This window comes from Pseudomonas sp. TH49, from assembly GCF_016650625.1.
In the GTDB taxonomy this organism is placed as follows: domain Bacteria; phylum Pseudomonadota; class Gammaproteobacteria; order Pseudomonadales; family Pseudomonadaceae; genus Aquipseudomonas; species Aquipseudomonas fluorescens_H.
In genome coordinates this window covers 688788-706796 of sequence record NZ_JAEKFL010000002.1, presented here as the reverse complement: position 1 = coordinate 706796, position 18009 = coordinate 688788, and the positions used below count along the sequence as shown (strand labels likewise).

General features: G+C 61.5%; 10 protein-coding genes. 5 read left to right on the top strand and 5 right to left on the bottom strand.

The window, feature by feature from the left end:
• Positions 1–38: 38 nt before the first annotated feature.
• From wecB to JFU48_RS20475, 5 genes are read left to right on the top strand one after another with little or no spacing between them, the layout of a single operon-like run.
• Positions 39–1193, top strand: coding sequence for a non-hydrolyzing UDP-N-acetylglucosamine 2-epimerase (gene wecB, locus JFU48_RS20495; RefSeq protein WP_103485150.1), 1155 nt, complete (start codon positions 39–41; stop codon positions 1191–1193).
• The gene (gene nfrB, locus JFU48_RS20490; protein ID WP_003225466.1) at positions 1190–3364 is read left to right on the top strand and encodes a cyclic di-3',5'-guanylate-activated glycosyltransferase NfrB; all 2175 of its coding nucleotides are present in this window, start codon (positions 1190–1192) and stop codon (positions 3362–3364) included. The genes wecB and nfrB overlap by 4 nt, the downstream gene beginning before the upstream one ends.
• Positions 3361–6522, top strand: coding sequence for an NfrA family protein (locus JFU48_RS20485; protein ID WP_201137465.1), 3162 nt, complete (start codon positions 3361–3363; stop codon positions 6520–6522). The genes nfrB and JFU48_RS20485 overlap by 4 nt, the downstream gene beginning before the upstream one ends.
• The gene (locus JFU48_RS20480; RefSeq protein ID WP_201137464.1) at positions 6522–7400 is read left to right on the top strand and encodes a DUF4434 family protein; all 879 of its coding nucleotides are present in this window, start codon (positions 6522–6524) and stop codon (positions 7398–7400) included. The genes JFU48_RS20485 and JFU48_RS20480 overlap by 1 nt, the downstream gene beginning before the upstream one ends.
• Positions 7384–8460, top strand: a complete 1077-nt coding sequence (locus JFU48_RS20475; RefSeq protein ID WP_201137463.1) for a GGDEF domain-containing protein — start codon at positions 7384–7386, stop codon at positions 8458–8460. The genes JFU48_RS20480 and JFU48_RS20475 overlap by 17 nt, the downstream gene beginning before the upstream one ends.
• Before the next feature lie 103 nt (positions 8461–8563).
• On the opposite strand, the gene JFU48_RS20470 is transcribed toward JFU48_RS20475, so the two are convergent.
• The 5 genes from JFU48_RS20470 to cobN form a co-directional block, all read right to left on the bottom strand.
• The gene (locus JFU48_RS20470; protein ID WP_201137462.1) at positions 8564–10123 is read right to left on the bottom strand and encodes a TerC family protein; all 1560 of its coding nucleotides are present in this window, start codon (positions 10121–10123) and stop codon (positions 8564–8566) included.
• 415 nt (positions 10124–10538) lie between these two features.
• Positions 10539–12185: a phospholipase D-like domain-containing protein gene (locus JFU48_RS20465; RefSeq protein ID WP_201137461.1), complete on the bottom strand. Its 1647-nt coding sequence runs from the start codon at positions 12183–12185 to the stop codon at positions 10539–10541.
• 172 nt (positions 12186–12357) lie between these two features.
• Positions 12358–13089 carry a VWA domain-containing protein gene (locus JFU48_RS20460; protein WP_201137460.1) on the bottom strand — a complete coding sequence of 244 codons (732 nt, stop codon included), beginning with the start codon at positions 13087–13089 and terminating at the stop codon, positions 12358–12360.
• Complete coding sequence (locus JFU48_RS20455; protein WP_201137459.1) at positions 13017–14015, bottom strand: ATP-binding protein; 999 nt, start codon at positions 14013–14015, stop codon at positions 13017–13019. The genes JFU48_RS20460 and JFU48_RS20455 overlap by 73 nt, the downstream gene beginning before the upstream one ends.
• A 143-nt stretch (positions 14016–14158) precedes the next feature.
• Complete coding sequence (cobN, locus tag JFU48_RS20450) at positions 14159–18007, bottom strand: cobaltochelatase subunit CobN (protein WP_201137458.1); 3849 nt, start codon at positions 18005–18007, stop codon at positions 14159–14161.
• Between the last annotated feature and the right edge of the window lie 2 nt (positions 18008–18009).

Genomic DNA, 18009 nt, shown 5'->3' with positions numbered 1-18009 from the left:
TGATTTAGCCCGGCGTTGCCATGTCCCAGGAGGGATCAATGTCTTTCAACGTCATGATGGTTTTCGGTACTCGTCCGGAGGCCATCAAAATGGCCCCCCTGGCCAGGGTTCTGCGCCAGTGGCCCGACATCCAACTGAACATCTGCTCCACCGGCCAGCACCGCGAGATGCTCGCCCAGGTGCTCGACGCCTTTGAACTGACGCTCGACGAAGACCTGCAGGTGATGACCCAGGGCCAGACTATCAACGGCCTCTCGCAGAACCTGCTCGGACAACTCGATCAAGCCTACGAACGCGTCAAGCCGGACATCGTGCTGGTACACGGCGACACCACCACCAGCTTCATCGCCGCCCTCGCTGCGTTCAATCGTCAGCTACCCATCGGCCACGTCGAAGCAGGCTTACGCACCGGCAACCTGCGCGCACCATGGCCTGAAGAGGCGAATCGACGCTTGACCGGCGTGATTGCCGACCTGCATTTCCCGCCCACCTCCAAGACCGCCGCCAACCTGCTTCGCGAAGGTGTGCCCGAGGACAACATCGAAATCACCGGCAATACCGTGATCGATGCCTTGCTGTGGATGCGCGATCACCAGCAGCAAACCAACTGGCATCCAGCCGCCGACTCGCCGTTGGCTGTCCTCGATGATCAGCGCCGGATGATCCTGATCACCAGCCATCGGCGGGAAAACATCGGCGATGGTTTCCGCAATATCTGCCAGGCATTGGCAGAGCTGGCCGAGCGTTATCCCGACGTTCAGTTCGTTTACCCGGTGCACCTCAACCCGCTGGTGCAGGAAGTGGTGTACGGCACGCTCTCGGACAAACCCAACATCTATCTGATCGCCCCGCAGGACTACCCGAACTTCGTGTGGCTGATGGGCCGTGCGCATTTCATCCTCACCGATTCCGGCGGCGTGCAGGAGGAAGCTCCGGCCATCGGCAAACCGCTACTGGTGCTGCGCGATGTGACCGAACGGCCATCCGTGCTGGAAAGCGGCACCATGCTGCTGGTGGGGACCGACAAGTCCCGCATCGTCAAAGAGGCCAGCCAGTTGCTGGACGACCAGGACACCTACACCCGCATGAGCCGCGTGCACTTCCCGTACGGCGACGGCCACGCCAGCGAACTCATTGCCACTCGCCTTCATGCCTGGCTGAGTGCTCGCTCGGCGGTGGGTAGCGACGTATGAGTCTGGGTTGGGTCGACTTCTTTGCGTATGTGCTGTTTGGTCTTAAATATGTGGCGATCGCCCTCGCCCTGTTGATGTTCATCCTTGGTCTGGATGACCTGTTCATCGACCTTGTCTACTGGTTTCGCAAGCTGATCCGGCGCTGGCGGATCTACGAAAAATTCGAGCGCGCGGACGAACAACGTCTCTACACCATCCCCGAAAAACCGCTGGCAATCATGGTGCCGGCGTGGAACGAAGTCGGTGTCGTCGGCGAAATGGCGCGATTGGCGGCCTCAACCATCGATTACGAAAACTATCAGATTTTCGTCGGCACCTACCCCAACGACGCCGAAACCCAGGCCGACGTCGACGCGGTCTGCCAACACTATCCCAACGTGCACAAAGTGGTCTGCGCCCGCCCCGGCCCGACCAGCAAGGCCGATTGCCTGAACAACATCATCGACGCGATCCTGCGTTTTGAAAGCGAGGCGAAAATCCAGTTCGCCGGGTTCATCCTGCATGACGCCGAAGACGTGATTTCGCCGATGGAATTGCGCCTCTTCAACTACCTGCTGCCAAACAAGGATCTGATCCAGATTCCGGTCTACCCCTACGCGCCTGAGTGGAAAGGTTTTACCGCCGGGCACTATGTCGACGAATTCGCCGAGAACCACGGCAAGGACGTCATCGTCCGTGAAGCCCTGACCGGTCAGGTACCCAGCGCCGGGGTCGGCACTTGCTTCAGTCGAAAAGCCATCAGCGCCTTGCTCGAAGACGGTGACGGCATTGCTTTCGATGTACAGAGTCTCACCGAGGACTACGACATCGGCTTCCGCCTCAAGCAGAAAGGCATGAAGTGCATTTTTGCCCGTTACTCGGTCAGCGATCCGAAGCTGGCACTGGAGCAACCGTGGGTGTTCGGCATGAACCGCGAATTCTCCCAGGTGATCTGCGTGCGCGAGCACTTTCCCCGCGATCTGCAACACGCGATCCGGCAGAAGTCGCGCTGGATCGTCGGCATCGTGTTCCAGGGCACCAAGAACCTCGGCTGGAGCCGCAAGGGCCTGCTCAACTACTTCCTGTGGCGAGACCGTCGCGGGCTGATCGCCTATATGTTGAGTTTTCTGGTCAACCTGCTGTTCGTGGTCCTGATCGCGATGTGGCTGATCACCGTGATTTCCCCCGAATCGTGGCGTTATCCATCAATTCTCTCCGACAGTTCGCTGCTCTCGGCATTGCTTTGGCTCAACGGCTTCATGCTGCTCAATCGCCTGTTCCAGCGTGGCTGGTTCGTCACCCGCTATTACGGGCTGGTCGAAGGCCTGCTCTCGGCGCCACGAATGATGTGGAGCAACTTCGTCAACTTCTTCGCCAACGTGCGGGCCCTGCGTCAGGTCATGGCAATGGGCGACTCGCGACGCGTGGCGTGGGACAAGACCACCCACGAATTCCCGGCATTGACCAAGGCGCAACGCACACCGCTGGGTCATCGTCTGGTGGAAAAAGGCCTGCTAACGGAGGAACAACTGGAAGCGGCGATCACCAGCCCGGTGCGTCGGCGTCTGGGCCGCGAGCTGCTGTTGCGTGAATACATCAACAGCACCCAACTGGTACAGGAACTCGCCGAGCAGCTGGAACTGGAATGGGCACCGCTCAATCCGTTCAAGCTCGACCAGCGCCTGATCGACGCCGTGCCGCGCCGGGTCGCTTCGCACTACGGCGTACTGCCGGTCGCCGAGGAAGGCGACACTCTGGTGCTCGCCTCCGAAGGCCCGGTCAGTCAGGTATCGCTCGGTGCGATCAGCCGTCAATTGAAACGCCCGGTGCGCTGCCGACTGGCACCGCAGGGCCGGGTGACGCTGGGGATTCGTTACTGGTACGCCAGCCCCCGGCAAAGTGAGGAAGTGCGTCATATGCTGCAAGTGCTTGAGCGCCATCAGGACGATGAAGACCTGCTGGAGCGAGTCAGTCGCCATCAGGTACTGCTCGGCAACCTGCTGCAGGTGCGCGGCATGGTTCCGCCGACTCTGTTCAATCAGGCGCTGATCGATTTCGACGCGGAACACATGTCCCTCGGCGAACACCTGATTTCCCGCGGCATGATCACTCAGGACGTTCTCCAGCAAGCCCTGGCCGATCAGGCCAGTGAACAACAAGCGGCTTACCGCATCGTCCGGGAGGTCGCATGAAACCAGTACATCGTCACACTTTATTGATGGGCAGCCTGCTGCTCGGCCTGAGCAGCGCCTACCCGCTGCAAGCCGCGCCGCTGAGCGATTTCGAACAGTTTCGCAGCTATCCCTACATGGACCGCAGCTATCGGGAAGCGAAGAAAGGCAACTGGAAAGAAGTCGAACGCCTGATGCGCCACCTGCTGGAGAAGGTTCCAAAAAATGATGAAGCTCGGGCGCTGCTGGTGGACGCCCTGGCCAAACAACGCCGCTACAAGGACGCCGTCGAAGCGTTGCCGGAACGCGACAGCGCAGCCACTCTCGACCTGCGCCTGACCTGGATCGAACAGGATCCGCCGAGCAGCACCCAGGTCGAGCAATGGATGGCAACCAGCGATCTAAACGACCGTGTACGTCTGTGGCAGGCCTACAGTTTGAGCCTGGCCAAATTCGGCGGCGCAGCCAAGGCCCACGACTGGCTGGCGCAACTGGCGCCCAGGGGCGATGACAACATCCTGCGTCTGGCCCGCGCCAACTGGTCTGAGCAACTGCGTGACTGGAGCGGCACCATCGATCAGTTGGCCCCGCTCGCGGCACGCAAGCAACTGGATGCCGAAGGCTGGCAACGTCTGGCCAACGCCTACGTGCAGCGTCTGGACGAAAAACTGTTGCAGCAACTGCTGCAACAGGCACCAAGCCCTGACGCCGCGCGCAAGGTACGTCTGGCGATGGTCGATCGCGCCATTGCCATGGGCCACGATCAACAGGCTCAGCGCTGGTTGCAGTCATTGCCCGCTGCGGATTTGGCGGATCCGACACAACGCCAGCGGCTGTGGGAACTGGCCCGGCAGACCGACGATGTGCCCACCGTCCAGCGCCTGAGCAACGACCTGCAGCGCCCCTGCCTGGAAACCGTCGACTGGCTGTCGCGCCACGATCCTGAAGCAGCGCTGACGCAGTTACGCAGTTGCCAGCCAACCGACGACCCACAAGCGTGGCTGGTACTCGCTCAGCGCCTGCAAGCCACCGATCTGTTGCAAAGCACGACCTTGCCGCAGCCATGGGAAAACCGGCGACAGGCACAACTGCTCGATGTCTGGCAGGAACAGGGGCAGAGCAGCAAAGTCATGGTCTGGCTTGCGGGGCAGGAGCAGACTCCAGCGGTGGTCAAGCGTCGCGCGCAACTGGCCCAGTCCATGGGTCGCCGTACCGAAGAACAAACGCTGTGGGAATACCACTACCGTCAGACCGGCGATCTGGCTTCGCTGAATCAGGCCAGTTTCCTCGCTCTCAGCAGCGGTGATCGTGCCCACGCGCAGGATCTGCTGGAAAACGCCTATGACCGCTTCGGCGGTCGTCTGCCGGGCACCGCCCTGCAGCGTCTGGCCGGAATCTACGCGTCATCCAAAGACACCACGCCCGCACAACAGCGGCGGATGGCATCGCTGATCAGCCAGATCGACGGCGCCAGCCGTGGCCAACTGCTTGCGCAACTGGCGGAAAACGGTCAGTGCGATGCCGTGCAGCAAGCAATTGGCAGCCACCCGCAGGCCGCCGGCGATTATCGTGCGCTCGGCCGCTGTGCAATGCCGGACCGCCCCGGTGAAGCGGTGGTTTATTACCAACAGGCAGAAAAGCTCGGCGACCGCGGCAGCCGTCTGCCGCTGGCCTATGCGCTGGAGGCCGCAGGTGACTCCGCTGGTGCCTTGGCGATCTGGCGCAGCATTCCCGCCGCCGAACTCAGCGACAACGCACGTTTGACCGCCAGCCGCAGTGCGCTGAATGCCGGTGATAGCCAGACTGCCGAGGGTTACTGGCAGCAAAGCACAACCCGCGGCGCCAATGAATGGGCACTCGGCGCAGCGATTGCCGATGCCCGTGGCGACCACGCCCAGGCGTTGCAGCGCCAACGTCAGGCTTTGCAGCAAGCGCCGGATGCCGGGCATTTCTATGCCGCTTCCGTCACTGCACAAAAGGCTGGCGACATGCCGCAAAGCAATGCCTGGCTGGCGGAAGCGGTACGTCGCGATCCGAACAACCCGCGTTACCGCGCCGATTACGGCATGCGCCTGTCCGGCGCGCCGACTCGCGAAGAACGCGCACGGGCGATTCCGTACCTGCAGCAGGCGACCCGGGATTTCCCCGAGGATTATCGTCTCGGCGAAACTTTGGCCTGGCGCTATGACGAAGTCGAGGACAGCGCCTCGGCGCGCAAGGAATTGCGCCGAATAATCGATCTGGAACAAAACCCGGTAGCCGCCGACGATGAAGACGGCAGCATGGAAGCCCGGCGCTATCGCCAGCGTCGCGCCCACGAAACGCTCTCACGGCGTGACAGTTTCACCCTCGCCAGCACCTGGTCGCCTGCCGGTGTTTCGACCAACGATTTCCTGCGTGACGACAACACCAAGGGCTCACGCCGCAGCGCCAGTTCGCAGAACGTGCAAGTGGCGATGTGGGACCACGCACTGGGTGAAGAACCCAGCCGCGCGGGAAGCACGCTGTCGGTCTACGGGCGGGTTTTGCTCGGTGGTCAGAGTCGCTCCAGCTACGCCGAGTCCGCCGCAGCGGGTGTCGGCCTGCGCTACAAACCGTGGGGCACGCAGAACATCAACCTCTACGCCGAGATCTACAAGCAGAGCCAGTTCGATGACCAGGACAACCATGGCCTGAGCCTCGGGCAGATGATCAACCCGCATAAATTCTCGGATCAGCTCGACGATCATCGTCAGGACGGCCACACCACTACCGATTACCTGCTGCGCGCCACGGCCTCGTTCCTCGATCAGGGCCAGTACCGCAACGATTGGCGTGTCGATGAAAGCGACTGGGATGAGCGCTTTCTCTATCTTGATGCCGCATGGTGGACCAAGGCTGGCGATCACCAGTGGTTGTCGCGTTTCCAACAGGGTCATGCGTGGAAGCTGCCGTCCAACGCCGCGCAAACGATCATGCCGTATGGCTTCCTCGAATTTGCCAGTCAGGACCCGAGCAACGACTGGCGTCAGGACCTGCGCACCGGTGTCGGTCTGCGCTGGCAATGGTGGTATGACGATGACCGCTACAACGCTTACCGTTCGAAACTGACAGTGCGCACCGAGTACCAGCAATCGCTGGGCGGCAATCTGTATGACGGCGGCAACGGTGTGCTGCTGGGTGTGGAGTGGAATTTCTGATGGCGCGCTGGATGCTGTTTTTCTGCCTGATGCTGGGCGCAGTTGTGGCGCGTGCTGACGAGCGCGTGTTTTATCAACCGCTGAATGTCGACGCCAGCCTCAGTCAGGCGCAGTGGCAACAAATCTGGCAAGACACCGCCCGCCAAGGCATCAGCACAGTGATCGTGCAGTGGACCGCTTATGGCGATTCGGACTTTGGCGGCGCCAGTGGCTGGCTCGCCAACAGCCTGAAACTGGCTCGGGAACAGGGTTTGCAACTGGTGCTCGGGCTGAAGATGGATCCGGCCTACTACCAGCGTATCGACGAACTGGATACCGCCGGACTCGCCACCTACTGGCAGGCACAGTTGGGCCAGTCACTGGCGCAACAGCAAACACTGCGCAAGGACTGGAAATTGCCTGTCAGTGGCTGGTATTTGCCGATGGAACTGGATGACTTCCACTTCCTGGCGACCGATCGCCGAGCCACGTTGCAACGACAGCTCAAGGCTTTCGCCGGCAAGCTCGACGCACCGTTGCACATCAGTGCGTTCAGCGCCGGCAAACTCGCCCCGACGGTCAATGGGCAATGGCTGGGCGAGCTGAGTGGCGCCGATATTCAGGTGTGGTGGCAGGATGGTGCAGGCACGGGCAAATTGTCACCGCTGGTGCGCAATGGCTATGCCAGCGCTCTGCCCTGCTCCGTGGGTATCGTGCGCGAGGCATTCCGTCAGGTCAGTGCCGAGGGCCAGCCGTTTCGTGCCGAACCTGCGGTGCCCGATGCGGCATCCACCGGCTGTCACGTCAGCGCTGTGTTTTCCCTGCGTTACCGCCCTTGGGCTCGGGTGATCCTCGACAACCAGCGCAAACAGCAAGGCAGCAATGTACAGACTCGTTGAAGAGCAGGTACTGAAGAAAACCGCGCCCGCCGAGTTGCGGGCCGAGTTCATCCAGCATGAATTCGAACGGCTGCACACGTTCAGTCTGCTGATCTACGCCGCGAGTTTCGCCATCTGGCTGGTGTTCGATCTGGTCGTCAGCTTCCTCGGAGAACAGGGATTCACCTGGCGCTCGGTGGCCTTCATCACTTTTTTTTCAACGTTGACCGTCGTCATGGGGTTCACCCACAAGGCTCGCCATTTCGACGTGATCACGCTGCTGTTCGTACTGGGCCTGACTGTGGGCGTGCGGCTGATCATCACCGGCGTTCCACTCGCGGTTCACAGCTCATGGCTGGTACTCGCCGCGGCGAGCATGCTCTACAGCGTATCGGTGCTGCCACTGAGTCGCTGGGCATTTTTCGCGACGCAAGCCATCATCTGGCTGGTACTCAACCCGTTCATCAATACCCCCACCACCCTGATTGAACTCAGGGGCGTGATGACCGCCTGCTACAGCGTGTTTCTCTGCTCGTTGAGCATCTACACCTTCCTCAAACTGCGTGAGGCCAAGCTCTACAACTACATCATGTCCAGGCTGCTGCTGGATCAGGCCTACAACGACACGCTAACCGAAATCCCCAACCGCCGATCGTTCATGACCGTCGCGCAAAACCACCTGAAAACAGTTCCCCGCCAGCATGATCATTACCTGGCGATGATCGACATCGACAACTTCAAGAAAGTGAATGATGTGTACGGTCACGACATTGGTGATGAAGTGCTGAAGCGCGTGGCAGCCGATATCAAAACGGTGATGGCGCAGCACGATTTCGCCCGTCTGGGTGGCGAGGAGTTTGCGATTTATCTGGCGGATGTGCGGCGCGAGGATGTCGAGGCCCTGGCTGGCAAGTTGTGCCGGGTGATTCGCGAACAACCGACACAGCACCCGATCACGATCAGCATGGGTGTGGCACGGGTGGAAGATGGCGACACCTTGAATCAGGCACTGATCAAGGCGGATGAAGCGTTGTATGAGTCAAAGCATGCGGGCAAGGATCGCTTTACTTTTCATCAGTGATTTTATGGCGCAGGACAGATTGCATTCGCGAGCAGGCTCGCTCCCACTGTGGAATGTGTTCCAGAGTGGGAGCGAGCCTGCTCGCGAAAGGAGCGCCCAAGGATTACTCGATTTCACGCACCAGCAACACCCGCGTCACCCGCCGCTCCTCCACCGCCATCACGGTCATCTGCCAGCCCTCGCATTGCAATCGATCGCCAATCATCGGCAAGCGGTCCAGCAGGCTCATCACCAACCCGGCCAGCGTTTGGTAATCCTCTGTTGGCTGCGCACCAAACCCGGTACGTTGGCGAACACGAGTCAGGTTCAACGCACCGTTGACGATGAACCCGCCCTGCTCTTCGATCACATCCGGACCTTCGATTTCGCTGGCATCGGGCAATTCGCCGGCAATCGATTCGAGGATATCGGTCATGGTCAACACGCCAACGAAGTCACCGAACTCGTTGACCACGAAGGCAATGTGGGTCGACGCCGCACGCATCTGCTCCAGCGCATTAAGGATCGAATAGCTGTCGAGCAGGTTGATGGTCTTGCGCGCCAAGTGCTCCAGGTTCGGCTCGGCACCGGCCAGGTATTCCTTGAGCAGTTCCTTCTTGTGCACGAAGCCCAAGGGCTCATCCACCGCGCCGTTGCGAATCAGCGGCAGACGTGAATACGACGAGTGCATCAATTTTGTGCGAATCGTCTCGGCGTCGTCAGCCAGATCGATGGTGTCGACGTCGGCGCGCACTGTCATCAAGTTCCGAATCGGACGCTCGGCCAGTTGCAGCACGCCACTGATCATCACCCGCTCGCGGCGGTCGAACAGCTCCGCACTCGGTGCGTCGCCGTCATCCAGCAGGTCGGAGATTTCCTCGCCGACCTCCTCCACTTCCAGCTTGCGCCCGCCCAGCAGACGCATCACCGCATGGGCCGTACGCTCACGTATGGGGCGCAGGCCTTGCATCGAACGTTTGCGCCGCGCCCGGGCAATCTGGTTGAACACCTCGATCAGGATCGAGAAACCAATCGCCGCGTACAGATAGCCTTTCGGGATGTGGAAGCCCAGGCCTTCGGCCGTCAGGGCAAAACCGATCATCATCAGGAAGCCCAGACACAGCATGATCACCGTCGGGTGCGCGTTGACGAAGCGGGTCAACGGCTTGCTGGCGACGATCATCAGACCGATGGAAATGATCACCGCGATCATCATCACCGCCAGTTCATCCACCATGCCGACGGCGGTGATTACCGCGTCCAGCGAGAACACCGCGTCGAGCACCACGATCTGCGCGACGATTGGCCAGAACAGCGCGTAAGCGGCGTTGCTCGAGCGCTGGCCAACGTGGCCTTCAAGTCGTTCGTGCAGCTCCATCGTCGCCTTGAACAGCAGGAATACACCACCGAACAGCATGATCAGGTCACGGCCGGAGAAGCTCTTGTCGAATACCTCGAACAACGGCTGCGTGAGGGTGACCAGCCAGGAAATACTCGCCAACAGGCCCAGACGCATGATCAGCGCCAGCGACAGGCCGATGATCCGCGCGCGATCGCGCTGATGCGGCGGCAGTTTGTCCGCCAGGATTGCGATAAACACCAGGTTGTCGATACCCAGCACCAGTTCCAGCACGATCAGAGTCAACAAGCCTAACCAGGCCGTGGGATCCGCTAACCATTCCATAAAATGTCTTGATCTCTCTTCAGTGAATTCAGGCTGCCGGGCACGGCAAAGTGCAACGCGAAGGCTCTGATGCCGCGTTGTCAACGATAGTCGGGAGTCGGAAAACCGGATGCTGCGAGTGCGTCAAGACCGCGCCATGGCGCGAGGAGAAAGTACGACTGGGAGGCTCCGAGAGGGTGTTCATGCAAATCCTGAATGAAAAATGGCCTTGGAGCGTACAGGCTCAGGGCACATTTTCTACAGTGGCAAATCATTTCAAAATCTGTAAGAGCACAAGAAATGTGTTTTTCCTGTTGGCCCTTTCGCGAGCAAGCCCGCTCCCACAGGGGTTACTCGTCGGACGCAAGTTCTGAGTTCAAAGAGGGGCCAATGTGGGAGCGGGCTTGCTCGCGAAGGGGTCATCAAACACGCCAGATCATCGCCCGGCAAAACGCAACCGCGACAACTGCCGCAAATCCCCTTCCACGTAATAATCGTTGGTCCAGCTGTCATCCACCGCCAACGGACTCACCTGCTTGAGCTCGAGTTTTTTCGCGAAATAGCGAAAGCGGTAATGCTCATAGAAACGCAGCAACTCCAGGCCATAGCGGTCAGCCAGATCGGTGTCGCCACGAATGATCAGGAAGTTCTCGTCATTGCCGTTACTGGCCGAGGTACTGAGGTTGTGACTGCCGCTGATGATGGTCGGCGCATCGGTGGTGAAGTCGGTGACTATGGCTTTGGTGTGCACCAGCAGGTTGCCCTTCTGGCCTTTCATGCTTTCCTTGAGCCAGCCTTCCAGCCCGGTATTGAGTAATGCCGTGGCAGCGAATTCGGCTGTGCGGTCGGCATGAAACCCGGTGATGCTGCTCGCGGTGTTTTGCAGACCGTAACGCAGGATGTCGTCATGCGGTTTGCCGAGCAGCGCGTTGAGAATCATGTCCGGCAGGGTAAAAGCCGTGACGAACAACACGTCCTTTTTGGCCGCCTCAATGATCTCGACGAACTCACGCAAATCGCCACCACCGCTGCGTGGCGAGAACCCGGCAAACAGCGGCTGCGTTGGGTCCATCGGGTTATGTTGAGTAATCCAGGTACGCGTCGCGCCGACATCGGTGGGGTTGGCCCAGACTTCTTCGAAGGTTTGCAAATAACGCGTGGCAATCGTCACGTCGTCGAGCGTATGCACCACGTTGGCCTGGCGATACACGCCATTGGCCGTGAAATTGGTACTGCCGCACAACACCGCCTGCGGTTGGCGCTGCCCGCTGCCATCAACACGGCTGAGGACAATAAATTTATCGTGGAAGATCTCGTGAGTGACGCGAGCGCGCTTGTTTGCCGCCGGCAACTTCGCCAGGTTCGCTTCGTTCAGAGCGGTATCGGAATCATCAGGTCGAGCGTGGTACAGCACACGCACTTGAACGCCGCGAGCGAACGCCGCGTTCACCGCCTCGATGATCGCCTGCAACTGATACTCGTAGATCGCGACATCCAGCGCCCAATTGGCGTCGACAGCACGCTCGATGTACCCGAGCAAACGCTCCAGCAGACCGTTCTCCAGCCACAGTCGTGCCGCATCGGGCCAGGCTTCGATGGGCAGGTTCTTGTTGGCGCTGATCTGCGCGTCGAGCTCGGGAAACTTGCGCTGGAAGGCCTGACTGGCGGCCACGGCGCGGTTGAAGATCACGCTTTGGTTGGCCGGATGACCATCGTCACTGGTGATGCTCAGCTCCAGCGATTCGCCCAGTTGCGGTGCATCCGCCGTGCCGTAGGCCAGATGCACGCGATAGTGCATCGTCGTCCCCGGATCCACCGCGTAATCGGCCCAGCGGAATTTCTGCAAAGGGGCCTTATCGCTGGGTGTGGCGTGATACTGGGGGAAAGTGTGAGCCTTGCCGGGAAACGTCAGGCTGTTGAACAGGAACAACCACGGCCTGTCACCCTGCTGCTTCTCGATGGCGAAGCCGAGCAGGCCTTTGCGTCGGGGCTCGGCGAGGTCCATGGCGAGCAACACGCCGTTGGTGCCGGCGTAGGCTTTGACGCGAAAATCGTCCTGAGGATTGGCGACCAGTACCCGCATGATTCACTCCTTGTGATTGGGCTGGGGTGGAGCATAGAACAGCGCTGCAAGTTTTGATGATATCCGTTTGAACCGAGGTGACCTCTTCGCGAGCAAGCCCGCTCCCACAGGTCAAGCAGCGTTCACATTCCTTGTGGGAGCGAGCCTGCTCGCGAAGAGGCCCGCTCAGGCATCACAGATCATCAATGTGCCGATAATCCGCATTCAGCGCCGCCGCTAATTCCCGCACCCGTGCCAATCGGATGGGCCCGCGCTCAATGTCGATCAACAATCCCGGACACTCCAGCGCCGGCATCGACGGCAAGGCTTTCAAACGCCCATCCGTGACCACCAGCAAGCGCTGCTGCTCGGCCGGAAAACGCTTTTGCCGCTGCACCAGCCACTGCTGCGCCTGCGCCAACGCCGCCACCAATGGCGTGCCGCCGCCAGCGCCCAACGCCTCCAACCAGGTGCGCAAGCCACTCGACGCCTTCAAACCCTGAACCTGCCATTTCGGCGTGGCACCGCTGGCGGTCAACAGTGCCAGTCGTGCCCGTTGCCGATAAGCGTCATCGAACAATTGTGCGAGCAGACCTTTGGCATCACTTAATGCCTGATGCCGACGCGTCGAAGCCGACGCATCGACGATCACCAGCCACAACTCATGGGGAGAACGAGTGCGCAACTGGAACTGCAAGTCCTCACGGGTTTGCGGGCGGCCGTTGAGCAGCGTTCCCGGCCAGTTCACCAGGCCGCTGCGCGCGGCGTGGCGCTTGCCCTGGCGTCCGTGATCGAGGCGTCCGGCGCGGGGTCTGGCATTCGCCCCCGCGTCGGATCGGGGACGAATGCCGGTTACTTTTTTGGCCAGCTCGGCACTTCGCGGCGGGCACCCGTGGCCAGTGCCGGGGCCGGCATGTCGCCCCACTGCCCCTGCCCCTCGCTCGGGTCGAATTGGGTATTGGCCGAGGTTTGCGCGGGTGGCTGCGGACTGGAAGAAGAGGACTCTTTACGGCGATGACGCAGGGCGAATTCCGCTACTGCGTCGATATCCTGCTCGGCAATCGCTTCAGCGCCGCGCCACGCCGCGTGAGCACGGGCGGCGCGCAGCCAGACCAGATCGGCACGCAAGCCATCGACGCCGGCCGCAAAGCAACGCTCGGTGATGCTCGCCAACGCATCGTCGTCCAGCGGAATGCTCGCCAAGGCGATGCGCGCCTGTTCGCAGCGTTCGCGCAGCGCTTGCTGCTGTGCTTCCCACTGCGCGCAGAACGCCTGTGGATCGCTGTCGAAATCCAGTCGGCGGCGGATAATCTGCCCGCGTTCGGTCGGCGCGGTGTGGCCGCTGAGGGCGACGTTCAGGCCGAAACGGTCAAGCAGCTGTGGCCGCAATTCGCCCTCTTCCGGGTTCATCGTGCCGATCAAGACGAACCGCGCCGAATGCCGATGGGAGATGCCGTCGCGTTCGATCAGGTTGGTGCCGCTGGCCGCCACATCAAGCAGCAGATCCACCAGATGATCGGGCAGCAAATTCACTTCATCGACGTAGAGCACACCACCGTCAGCCTTGGCCAATACACCGGGAGAAAACTGCGCACGGCCTGCGCTCAGCGCCGCGTCGAGATCGAGGGTGCCGACCAGACGCTCTTCGGTAGCGCCCAGCGGCAGCGTGACGAACTGCCCGCTCGCCAGCAGATCGGCGAGGCCACGGGCCAGGGTCGATTTGGCCATGCCACGCGGACCTTCGATCAGCACGCCACCGATTTTCGGGTCGATGGCGGTGAGGTATAGCGCAAGTTTCAGGTCATCGGCGCCGACCACGGCGGAGAGCGGGAAATGCGGGGTGTCGGTCATCTTCAATACTCGGTCATGGTCGGAGTGAATGCATTTCAATGTAGGAGTGAGCCTGCTCGCGATAGCGGTGTGTCAGCGACAAATAGGTTTGCTGATACACCGCTATCGCGAGCAGGCTCACTCCTACAAGGTATTGTGGTGTGTCAGGTGTCTTCTTCTATATCCAGCAGCAGGTTTTCCAGGGCCTCTTTGTAGACCCCGGGTTCCTGCCACATCCCGCGCTGCTGCGCTTCCAGCATGCGCTCGGTCATGTCGCGCAGCGCATGCGGATTGTGTTCGCGAACAAAATCCCGGGTCGCCGGATCGAGCAAATAAGCGTCGGCCAGCAACGCGTACTGATGATCGTCAATCAGCTGCGTGGTGGCATCGAAGGCGAACAGGTTATCGACCGTCGCCGCCAGCTCGAACGCGCCTTTATAACCGTGGCGTTTGACCCCGTCGATCCATTTTGGATTGGCCGCCCGCGAGCGGATCACCCGGTTCAGTTCTTCTTTCAGGGTGCGGATTTTCGGCAGATCCGGCTGGCTGTGATCGCCGTGATAACTGGACGCTGCTTCCCCGCGCAGGGTTTCCACCGCCGCGAGCATGCCGCCCTGAAACTGGTAATAGTCGTTGGAGTCGAGCAGGTCATGCTCGCGATTGTCCTGGTTCTGCAACACCGCCTGCACCTGGCTCAGACGCTGGACGAACTGCTCGCGGGCGGCGGTGCCTTCGTCAGAACCGCCGTAAGCGTAGGCGCCCCAGTTCAGGTAGACCTCGGCCAGATCCTCGCGACTCTGCCACAGGCGCCCGTCGATCGCGCCTTGCACACCGGCGCCGTAAGCCCCGGGCTTGGCGCCGAAGATCCGCCAGCCGGCCTGGCGCCGCGCCGCATCGGCATCCAGCCCGGATTGCAGCAGCGCTTCACGCTCGGCGCGCACTTTCGCCGCCAGCGGATTGAGGTCATCCGGTTCGTCCAGCGCCGCCACCGCTTGCACGGCCGCGTCGAACAGGCGAATCAGGTTGGCAAAGGCATCGCGGAAGAAGCCCGAGACCCGCAGCGTGACATCGACCCGTGGCCGGTCGAGCAGGCTCAGCGGCAGAATCTCGAAGTCATCGACGCGCTGACTGCCGGTGGCCCACACCGGACGCACGCCCATCAGCGCCATGGCCTGAGCGATGTCGTCACCGCCGGTGCGCATGGTCGCGGTGCCCCACACCGACAGACCGAGCTGACGCAGGTGATCGCCGTGATCCTGCAAGTGGCGCTCAAGGATCAACGTGGCGGACTGGAAACCGATGCGCCACGCGGTGGTGGTCGGCAGGTTGCGCACGTCCACCGAGTAGAAGTTGCGGCCAGTGGGCAACACGTCGAGACGGCCACGGCTGGGTGCGCCGCTTGGGCCGGCGGGGACGAAGCGACCGCCGAGGGCGTCGAGCAGACCACGCATTTCAGCGGGACCGCAGGCGTCGAGGCGTGGGGCGACGACTTCGCGCAGGTTATCAATGATTGCCCTCACTTCAGCCCAACACGCCCCTTGTGGGAGCGAGCTTGCTCGCGAAAGCGTCGTGTCAGTCGTCATTGATATACCTGACCCACCGCTTTCGCGAGCAAGCTCGCTCCCACAGGAGATTTGTAGTGTTTGGGAAATCAGTTGGGTGGCGAACAGTTCGAGGCGTTCGCGGGTGTCGCCGGCGCTGCGCCAGACTTCGTCGCTGACGTTTTGCAGCGCTATCGGACGTGGGCCGTTCCAGGGATCAGCGAGCGCACAATCCAGCGGATCAAAGCCCAATTCAAACGCCTTGGCCAACGCCCGCAGCAAACTCGACTGCGCGCCCTTGCCGTCGCCACGCGGAATGCGCAGCAAGGCCAGCAACGTATCGATGCGCAAACGTCCGGTCGGCGACTCGCCGAAAATGTGCAGGCCATCGCGAATCTGCGACTCCTTCAGGTCACACAAATAAGTGTCCAGACGCGGCAGCCAGATCGCTGCATCGGCGTCGCTGTCCAGACCGGCGTCGAGTTGCAGTTCGCGGTCGATCTGCGTTTCGCGCACCAGTTGCAGAATGTCGCGCTGCAGCTCGCGGGCGCGACGCGGATCGAGCAGTTGCGCCTCGTAATATTCGTCGGCCAGCAGCTCCAGATTGCGCAACGGGCCGTAGGTTTCGGCACGGGTCAGCGGCGGCATCAGGTGGTCGATGATCACCGCTTGCGTACGCCGTTTGGCCTGGGCACCCTCGCCCGGGTCGTTGACGATAAACGGATAGATGTTCGGCAGCGGCCCGAGCAGCGCGTCCGGCCAGCAATTCTCCGAAAGCCCCACGCCCTTGCCCGGCAGCCATTCGAGGTTGCCGTGCTTGCCGACGTGAATCACCGCGTGGGCACCGTAGGTGTTGCGCAGCCAGAAATAGAACGCCAGATAGCCGTGCGGTGGCACCAGATCCGGGTCGTGATACACCGCGCTCGGATCGACCTGATAACCGCGCGCCGGTTGAATGCCGACGAAGGTCAGGCCAAAACGCAGACCGGCGATCATCATCCGTCCGTCGCGACACATCGGGTCGTTTTGCGGCGCGCCCCAGCGTTCCAGCACTGCCGCGCGATTGGCTTCCGGCAGCGCGTTGAACATCGCCAGATAGGCGTCCATCGCCAGGCTTTGCTGGCACGGACGCAGGTCGATGCTGTCGAGATCGTTGCTGACGCCGCCGAGCAATTGCTGGATCAACGCGGTGCCGCTGTCCGGCAACTCAGCCGTCAGCGGGAAGCCCTCCGCCTGCAACGCCCGCAGGATATTCAACGCCGCCGCCGGCGTATCGAGACCGACGCCATTGCCGATCCGACCATCGCGGGTCGGGTAGTTGGCGAGGATCAGCGCGATGCGTTTTTGCGCGTTCGGCAGCCGCGCCAGATCGCTCCAGCGCCGGGCCAGTTCGGCGACAAAATCCATGCGCTCGGGTTGCGCCCGGTAGCAGACCACGTCGGACTGGCTGCGCTCACTGCGCCAGGCCAGATCCTTGAAGCTGATCGGCCGGCTGATGATGCGTCCATCAAGTTCCGGCAAGGCGATGTGCATCGCCAGATCCCGTGGCCCGAGGCCCTGCTCGCTGTCGCGCCAGCCCGGTTCGTTGTCCTGAGCGCAGATCGCCTGAATCACCGGAATATTGCGCCGGAACGGCCGCAGGTGCGGGGCTTCCGGGCTGGATTGCGCGAAGCCGGTGGTGTTGAGAATCAGCGCCGCCTCGACCTCATCCAGCCAATCCTCGACCACCGACAGGCAGCCGGGTTCTTTCAGACTGGCGACGGCGATCGGCAACGGATTAAGCCCCGCCGCCTGCAAGCGCTGGCAAAACACATCGATGAACGCGGTGTTGGCCGCTTGCAAATGCGAGCGATAAAACAACACCGCCGCGACCGGTTGACCGGGCAGCCATTCGGCTTGCCAGTCGCTCAGTGCGGCGGTGTTTTTCTGTGGGTGGTAAATCGCCGTACGCGGCAGCGCTTGCGGCTCGCCCCAGGCGTAATCCCGCGCCAGCCAGCGGTTGGCCAGACAACAAAAGAAATCCAGCGCATTGCCCATGCCGCCCTGACGCAGGAACTGCCAGAGGCGGTCGCGATCTTCGGCGGGCACGGTGCTCAGGTCGCTGAGTTCCGGGTCGGGACGGTCATCACCGGGCACCAGAATCACCTGCACGCCGCGCTCGGACAATTCCACCAGACGCTCGACGCCGTAACGCCAATAGGCGATGCCGCCGTGCAGCGAAATCAGAATGACCTTGGCGTGACGCAACACCTCATCGACATACAGATCGACCGAGGCGTGATTCTGCACCTGCATCGGATTGGCCAGGCGCAGGCTCGGGTAATCCTCAGGCAGTTGCTGCGCCGCTTCGGCGAGCAGCGCCAGGCTGGAATCGCCGCTGCACAGGATCACCAGCTCGGCGGGGGTTTGTCCAAGGTCGGCAATGTTGTCATCCGACACGAAACCGCCGGGCTGGGTCCTGAGCAGGTGCATGG

Excerpts from the sequence above, each read along its gene's own strand:
- nfrB (WP_003225466.1), top strand. The coding sequence starts at position 1,190 with ATGAGTCTGGGTTGGGTCGACTTCTTTGCGTATGTGCTGTTTGGTCTT.
- JFU48_RS20480 (WP_201137464.1), top strand. The coding sequence starts at position 6,522 with ATGGCGCGCTGGATGCTGTTTTTCTGCCTGATGCTGGGCGCAGTTGTG.
- wecB (WP_103485150.1), top strand. The coding sequence starts at position 39 with ATGTCTTTCAACGTCATGATGGTTTTCGGTACTCGTCCGGAGGCCATC.
- JFU48_RS20470 (WP_201137462.1), bottom strand. The coding sequence starts at position 10,123 with ATGGAATGGTTAGCGGATCCCACGGCCTGGTTAGGCTTGTTGACTCTG.
- JFU48_RS20455 (WP_201137459.1), bottom strand. The coding sequence starts at position 14,015 with ATGACCGACACCCCGCATTTCCCGCTCTCCGCCGTGGTCGGCGCCGAT.
- JFU48_RS20475 (WP_201137463.1), top strand. The coding sequence starts at position 7,384 with ATGTACAGACTCGTTGAAGAGCAGGTACTGAAGAAAACCGCGCCCGCC.
- JFU48_RS20465 (WP_201137461.1), bottom strand. The coding sequence starts at position 12,185 with ATGCGGGTACTGGTCGCCAATCCTCAGGACGATTTTCGCGTCAAAGCC.
- JFU48_RS20485 (WP_201137465.1), top strand. The coding sequence starts at position 3,361 with ATGAAACCAGTACATCGTCACACTTTATTGATGGGCAGCCTGCTGCTC.
- cobN (WP_201137458.1), bottom strand. The coding sequence starts at position 18,007 with ATGCACCTGCTCAGGACCCAGCCCGGCGGTTTCGTGTCGGATGACAAC.